Below are 6,287 nucleotides of genomic sequence, written 5' to 3'. Positions count from 1 at the left end.
CGCCGCGGCGCGCTCGCCGGCGTGCTCCTGGCGGCGACCGTCGTCGGGTGGGTCGTCGTGGGCGTGGGCGGCCCGCAGCTGCGCGGCACGACGGGCGGCGTCGGCGCCGATCCTGTCCTGGGTCCCGTGCGGTCGGTCCACCTCGGCCCCTCCCCTCTCCGTCGTCGCGAGCCGGTTCCCCGTCCCCGGGGTGAGCAGCCCGGCCCGCTTCTCCACCGGGCCGCAGTCCTGCCGGACTCCTCCCGCCACCTCCGCGCGCCGCCGGCGGCCGGACCCCTCCGGGCCGGTCACGGCGAGCACCCGCAGGGCGTCGGAGAACCGGTCGTCGGTCCGCGACTCCAGCAGCTGCTGCCGGTGCCGCAGCTTGTGCGGCACCAGGTACGCGATCCACAGGCCGACCACCACGAGGGCGGCCGGTCCGGCGAATTCGTACACTCCACGACGGTAGGTGCGGCGCGGTCACCCGCCCCGGACCCGTCGCGGCGTGTCGAGCGGCGCGCGACCCCAAAATCACACGGATGTGATTCGGCGCGCCGGGGACAGCCTGCCACACCCGGACGAAACCGGGCAGAGCGGACGGACCGGTCAGACGCCCGTCGACCGGCCCGCGTGCCAGCGGGCGAGCAGGCCGCGCGGGACGTCCTCCGTCGTCAGGGCGAAGGTCCGGTGGTCGCACCACGCGCCCTGGATGTGCAGGTACCGCTCGCGCAGCCCCTCGTCCCGGAAGCCGAGCTTCTCGACCACCCGCAGCGACGGCCGGTTCTCGGGCCGGATGTTCACCTCGACCCGGTGCAGCCCGAGCGCGGTGAAGCAGTGGTCCGTCGCGAGCGCCACGGCCGTCGGCGTGATCCCGCGCCCCGCCACGTGCTGCGCGACCCAGTACCCGATCGACGCGGAGTACAGCGAGCCGTACGTGATGCCCGAGACCGTCAGCTGGCCGACCAGGTCGCCCGCGTGCTCGACCGCGAAGGGCAGCGAGGTGCCGGACCGCGCCTGCCGGTCGAGCGTGCGGACGAACTGCCCGAAGGTCGGCCGCCGGCCGGTCACCGGTTCGGGGGACGTCGCGTCCCAGGGCTCGAGCCACGCGGCGTTCACCGCGCGCAGCCGCATCCACGCCGCCTCGTCCGAGCGCCGCAGCGGACGCAGCCGGACGTCCCCGTCCGTGAGCGCCACGGGCCAGCCGCGCGGCATCAGCCCTCCAGCACCAGGCAGTGCACGACCTGCCCGGCGACGACGGCGGAGTCCTGCTCGCCCACGACGGCGAGCGCGTTCGCGCGCGCGAACCCGGTGATCGACGGCACGGCGGGGTCGCCCACCGGCGTCACCCGGTAGCCCTCGCCCGGCGTCCCGACCACCGCGGCCGGCACGAACTGCCGCACGCCCGCGGGCGACGGCCAGCCGACGTCCGCGCGGGCGGTCACCGACGGCCGGAACAGGTCGGTGTGCCCGGCCATCGCGCGCAGCGCCGGGCGCACGAACACCTCGAACGCCACCTGCGACGCGACCGGGTGGCCGGGCAGCGCGAACAGCGGCACCGCGCCCAGGCCCCCGCCGACGGTGCCGAACCCGTGCCGGAAGCCCGGCGCCATCGCCACCTGGTCGAACCGCACGGTCCCCAGGGGCGCGAGCACGTCCGCGAGCGTGTCGTGCTGCGACTCCGACAGCCCGCCGGTGGTCACCACCACGTCCGCGCGCACCAGCTGGTCCTCCAGCGCCTCGCTCAGCACCGCGCGGTCGTCCGGCACCACGCCGACGCGCACCGGCGTCGCCCCGGCGTCCCGCACCGCGGCCTCCAGCGCGTGGCCCGCGGCCTCGTAGACGCCACCGTCCCGCGGCGGCCCGCCCGGCTCGACGAGCTCGGACCCGATCGACACGATGACCACGCGCGGCGCGGGGTGCACCCGCAGGCGCCCCCGCCCGGCCGCCGCGGCCGTCGCCAGCTGCCGGGCCCCGAGCCGGGTCCCCGCCGCGACCAGGACGGTGCCGCGCACCGTGTCCGTCCCGGCGGCCCGGACGTGCTCCCCGGGTTCCGGCACGCGGTGCAGCGCGACCCGCACCGCCCCGCGGTCGGTGTCCTCGGCCGGCACCACCGCGTCGGCGCCCGCGGGCACCGGCCCGCCCGACGCGATGCGCACCGCCTGCCCCGGGGCCAGCCGCAGCGCCGCGGGGTCGCCCGCCAGCACGTCGTGCGCGACCGGCAGCACCAGCGGCGCGCCCGGGGCACCGCCGCGCAGGTCGCCCGTGGCCACGGCGTACCCGTCGCACGCGGCGACCGGCCGGTCCGGCACGTCCGCCGGCGCCACGACGTCCTCGGCGAGGATGCAGCCGGACGCATCGGCCAGCACGACGTCGAGCGGGGCCACCGGTCCTACCGCGGCGAGCACCGCCGCGAGCTGGTCCTGGACGGATCTCATGCCCGCATCATGCCCGGCCGACGCGGCCCGCCGCCCACCGGCCGCGCCGGACAACCCCTTTGGTCCTACCCGGCACCGGGGTGGTTTGCGAGACTGGGTGCCATGAGCGCCGCTGCCCAGCCGTATCCGCACGTGTCCGACGGCAGCAGCATCACCGAGGTGAAGGACGAGTTCCGCGCCGCGATCCGCGCCGTGCGGCGCGCCCGGTCGCCCCGGCTGCGGGCCGCCGCGGCGGACGCGTTCGTCGACGTGGTCGAGACGATCCCCGCCCTCGCGGACGCCGGCGTCGTCGCCGCGTACAGCGCGCGGCCGACCGAGCCCGACACCGGTCCGCTGCTCGACGCCCTCGCCGCGCGCGGGGCGCGGGTGCTGCTCCCGGTGCTCGGCGCGGGCCTGCAGCGCGAGTGGGCGTGGTTCGCCGGACGGCACGACCTGCTCGAGCGCGCGCCCGGCCGGCCGCCGGAGCCGTCCGGCCCGTCGCTCGGCGCGGACGCCATCGCCGGGGTCGACGTCATCGTGGCGCCCGCGCTCGCCGTCGACACCGCCGGGAACCGGCTCGGGCAGGGCGGCGGCTGGTACGACCGCGCCCTCGCCCACGCCCGGCCCGGCACGCCGGTCATCGCGCTGGTGTTCGCCGAGGAGCTGTACGACGCCGCGACCCGGCCGCTGCCGCACGAGCCCCACGACCGGACTGTCGACATGGTGGCGACGCCCGAGCGCTGGGCCCGGCTCGGGGGCTGAACCGCCGCCTCGCGAGGAATACCGCGGGCCCGCGTATCATTGGCACTCGGACAGAGGGAGTGCCAGGGCGCGGACGGCGACGGCCGGCGACCGGCTCCCTGTCCACCCAGGTCACGTCATCCGCGGGAGACAGCAGTGCCCACCTACGCCTACACCTGCACCGAGTGCGGCCACGCCTTCGACATCCACCAGTCGTTCAGCGACGCGGCGCTCACCGAGTGCCCCGCCTGCGGCGGCCGGCTGCGCAAGGTGTTCTCCTCCGTCGGCGTCGTGTTCAAGGGCTCGGGCTTCTACCGCAACGACTCGCGGTCGACCACCAGCTCCACGACCGGCGCGAGCACCGGCGGCTCGTCCTCCTCGAGCACGGCGGCCACGTCGTCGTCCGGGTCGACCCCGAGCACGTCGACCCCGGCGCCCGCCGCCTCGACGTCCTCGGCCGGCGCCGCGAAGCCCGCCGCGAGCTGAGCCGCGCGGACCCGGCGGCCCGTCCTGCGGGCGCGGCCGGTCCGTCCGCGGGCACGGCCGGCCCGTCCGCGCGCGGCGGGCCCGGTGCCGGCGACCAACCGGCTCCACGAGCGGGCACCGAGTCCTCCACAGGCCGGGAGGAGTGGGTCGTCCCCCGATCGACCCGGTCCGGGCCCGCTGCTCTCGCGCGGGCTGCCTAGCGTCGCCGCATGCCCCTGACCGACCGCCTGCCCGAGCCCGTCCGACGCCGGCTGCGCCTCCTCGGCTGGCGCGCCCGCCGGCCCCTCGCCGCGCTGTGCGCCGGACTCGCCGTGCTGGCCGCCGTCGGGCTGCTGCGCCCCGCGGACCCGCCGACCGTGCGGGTCCCCGTCGCCGCGCGCGACCTGGCGCTCGGCGCCGTGCTCGCCGCGCGCGACGTGCGGGTGGCCGAGCTGCCCCGCGTGCTGGTCCCGGCCGCGGTGGCCGGGGCGGCGGGGCCCGCGGGCACCGGTGGCCCTCCCCCGACCCCGGGTCCCGAGGCCGATGAGGGCGCGCGCACGCAGGACGGCGTCGCCCCGGGGACGGCGGACGGGGACCGGACCGCCGCCCCCGGGACGACCCCGGCGGACGCTCCGGTGGACGCCCTGGTCGGCCGGCGGCTCGCGGTCCCCGTCCCGGTGGGGTTCCCGCTGGTGGCGGAGCTGTTCGTGGCAGACGCCGCCACCGGCCCGCCGGGCACCGTCGTCGTCCCCGTGCGGTTCGCGGACGCCGGGGTCGCGGCGGTCCTCGCGCCGGGCATGCGGGTCGACGTGGTCGCCGCCGCCCCGCACGACGGCGACGACGCCACCCGGCTGGCGCGGTCCGCCGTCGTGCTCGCGCCGCGCGGCGGGGCGGCCGACACCGCGGGCTCGGGCGGCGGGCTGCTGGGCGGCGGCCCCGCCGCGTCCGAGAGCCCGCCGGTGCTGCTCGCCGTCGACCCCGAGGACTCCGTGGCCCTGAGCGGAGCGACCGCGTCGCGCGTGCTCAGCGCGGTCATCGTGGAATGATCGACGCACGTCGCCGTCACACCAGGGGGAGTTCACGGCATGAGCGACACGCTGAACAAGGGGCTGCGCACCGCCACCCAGAGCGCCAGGGGCGCCGGGAAGGTGCTCCAGGGGTTCAAGGACTTCATCTCCCGCGGGAACGCGGTCGAGCTGGCCGTCGGTGTGGTCATCGGCGCCGCGTTCGGCGGGGTCATCACCGCGATCCAGGACGGCTTCATCGCGCCGCTGATCGCCATGATCTTCGGCAAGCCGGACATCACCGGCCTCTGGGTGATCGGGCCGATCAACAACGCGACGATCAACATGGGGCTGATCCTCAACGCCCTGCTGCAGTTCCTGATCACCGCCGCGGCGATCTACTTCTTCATCGTGCTGCCGCTCAACAAGCTCGCCGAGCGCCGCAAGCGCGGGGTCGAGGCGGAGCCCGAGCGGCCGTCCGAGGACATCCTCCTGCTCCAGGAGATCCGCGACCTGCTCGCCGCCCAGTCGAGCCCGGCTCTGCGGCAGGACACCGGCTCGGCGTCCGCCCCGGGCACCGCCGAGGCGCCCGGCACCGCGGGCCCCGGAGCGACCGGCCGGGCGACGGGCGCCGGCGACCCGGGGCACCCGCCGCTCGCCTGACCCGCGCCGGCCGCCCGGGCAGCGGCCCCGCCCGGAGCCGTCCGCGACGCCGGCGCGCGGTGGGAGAATCGTGGGCGTGACCACTCCGACCGAGCCCCGCCCGGAGCCCACGGACCGCCCCCGCCGGCCGGTCGACGACGCCCCGGTCATCCCGAGCCGCAGCGCCGACGACTCCGACACCGGCTGGGGCGACGAGCGCGCCGACTCGAACGACGACCGCCTGCGCCGCGACGTCCCCCCGCACTGGTGACCGCGCCCCACCCCTGACGCCGGCGCGCGCGGCCGACTCCGCCGGCGCGCCCCACCTCGCTGCCCCGCGCAGCCTCCGCGTCCGCCGCGACCGCCAGCTCCGCGCGAGATCGGTGCATCCGCCCGAGATCGGTACCCCCCGAGCACCGATCTCGGCGCGAACCACCGACGTCGACGCGCCCTCGCCCGCGCCCTCACGCGGGGTCAGCGCGTGGCGCGGGCGACCGCCGACGAGACGACCGAGTCGACCCGGGCGCCGCGGCGGGTGATCCCCAGCTCGGCGCGCAGGGCGGCGGCCAGCTCGTCCGGGGTGCGCTCGGTGCCGTCGGAGACGAGCCAGGCGACGAGGTCGTCGAGCTGGTCGTCGGAGTAGGCGCTGATCGGCAGACCGGGTCGGACGTCGGGCCGCGGGCCGCCGGGGACGGCGAGCGTCGGCTGGACGGCGCGGACGGCACCGGTCATCGGGGCGGCGGCCTCCATGACGCCCGGGATCTGGGCGGCGGTCGCCGGGGCGGCCGACGACGCCGCCGGACGGTCCTGCGTCCTGCCCGCGCCCGCGGCCGGCGAACCCGAGGTCCGCGACCCGGGGGCCGGTGCAGACGCGTCCGCGCCGGGACCCGCCTCACTCGCGCCCGAGCCCTCGCCGGCCGCAACCGTCGGGCCCGTGGCCGCACCCGGCTCCGTCGGGCCCGATCCCGGCTCCGCGGGCGCGGCCGGCGGCGTCCAGGACGTGCCCGCACGACCGCCGGTGCCGCCCACGGCGGCCCCGGCG

At 78.3% G+C, this 6,287-nt stretch carries 8 protein-coding genes and 1 pseudogene; 5 read left to right on the top strand and 4 right to left on the bottom strand.

Features of this window, described 5'->3' with window-relative positions; translation table 11 throughout:
* From FA014_RS17070 to FA014_RS17060, 3 genes and pseudogenes are all read right to left on the bottom strand, one after another.
* Positions 1-435 (bottom strand): annotated as a pseudogene (locus FA014_RS17070) (hypothetical protein); the annotation flags it as partial.
* Positions 436-585: 150 nt separating this feature from the next.
* Complete coding sequence (locus tag FA014_RS17065; protein WP_154730837.1) at positions 586-1,191, bottom strand: GNAT family N-acetyltransferase; 606 nt, start codon at positions 1,189-1,191, stop codon at positions 586-588.
* The gene (locus FA014_RS17060) at positions 1,191-2,414 is read right to left on the bottom strand and encodes a molybdopterin molybdotransferase MoeA (protein ID WP_154730836.1); all 1,224 of its coding nucleotides are present in this window, start codon (positions 2,412-2,414) and stop codon (positions 1,191-1,193) included. The genes FA014_RS17065 and FA014_RS17060 overlap by 1 nt, the downstream gene beginning before the upstream one ends.
* 102 nt (positions 2,415-2,516) lie before the next feature.
* On the opposite strand from FA014_RS17060, the gene FA014_RS17055 reads away from it, so the two are divergent.
* From FA014_RS17055 to FA014_RS20200, 5 genes are all read left to right on the top strand, one after another.
* Positions 2,517-3,155: a 5-formyltetrahydrofolate cyclo-ligase gene (locus FA014_RS17055; RefSeq protein ID WP_154730835.1), complete on the top strand. Its 639-nt coding sequence runs from the start codon at positions 2,517-2,519 to the stop codon at positions 3,153-3,155.
* Between the two features lie 135 nt (positions 3,156-3,290).
* Entirely contained in the window at positions 3,291-3,620 is a 330-nt protein-coding gene (locus FA014_RS17050; RefSeq protein ID WP_154730834.1) for an FmdB family zinc ribbon protein, read from the top strand.
* Positions 3,621-3,829: 209 nt separating this feature from the next.
* Positions 3,830-4,645, top strand: a complete 816-nt coding sequence (locus tag FA014_RS17045; protein WP_154730833.1) for a flagellar biosynthesis protein FlgA — start codon at positions 3,830-3,832, stop codon at positions 4,643-4,645.
* Positions 4,646-4,684: 39 nt separating this feature from the next.
* The gene (gene mscL, locus FA014_RS17040) at positions 4,685-5,266 is read left to right on the top strand and encodes a large conductance mechanosensitive channel protein MscL (RefSeq protein WP_154730832.1); all 582 of its coding nucleotides are present in this window, start codon (positions 4,685-4,687) and stop codon (positions 5,264-5,266) included.
* Positions 5,267-5,342: 76 nt separating this feature from the next.
* Complete coding sequence (locus FA014_RS20200; protein WP_195969340.1) at positions 5,343-5,516, top strand: hypothetical protein; 174 nt, start codon at positions 5,343-5,345, stop codon at positions 5,514-5,516.
* Between the two features lie 203 nt (positions 5,517-5,719).
* Here FA014_RS20200 and FA014_RS17035 read toward each other — a convergent pair whose 3' ends face one another.
* Positions 5,720-5,995: a hypothetical protein gene (locus tag FA014_RS17035; protein ID WP_195969339.1), complete on the bottom strand. Its 276-nt coding sequence runs from the start codon at positions 5,993-5,995 to the stop codon at positions 5,720-5,722.
* Positions 5,996-6,287: the final 292 nt, after the last annotated feature.

Source organism: Cellulomonas hominis, assembly GCF_005239125.1.
Lineage (GTDB): Bacteria > Actinomycetota > Actinomycetes > Actinomycetales > Cellulomonadaceae > Cellulomonas > Cellulomonas hominis_A.
The sequence above is the reverse complement of the archived record's forward strand: the minus strand, read 5'-3'. Positions and strand labels throughout refer to the sequence as shown.

Bases quoted from the DNA above. Each gene is read 5' to 3' on its own strand.
- FA014_RS17065 (WP_154730837.1), bottom strand. From the start codon at position 1,191: ATGCCGCGCGGCTGGCCCGTGGCGCTCACGGACGGGGACGTCCGGCTG.
- FA014_RS17060 (WP_154730836.1), bottom strand. From the start codon at position 2,414: ATGAGATCCGTCCAGGACCAGCTCGCGGCGGTGCTCGCCGCGGTAGGA.
- FA014_RS17055 (WP_154730835.1), top strand. From the start codon at position 2,517: ATGAGCGCCGCTGCCCAGCCGTATCCGCACGTGTCCGACGGCAGCAGC.
- FA014_RS17045 (WP_154730833.1), top strand. From the start codon at position 3,830: ATGCCCCTGACCGACCGCCTGCCCGAGCCCGTCCGACGCCGGCTGCGC.
- mscL (WP_154730832.1), top strand. From the start codon at position 4,685: ATGAGCGACACGCTGAACAAGGGGCTGCGCACCGCCACCCAGAGCGCC.
- FA014_RS17035 (WP_195969339.1), bottom strand. From the start codon at position 5,995: ATGGAGGCCGCCGCCCCGATGACCGGTGCCGTCCGCGCCGTCCAGCCG.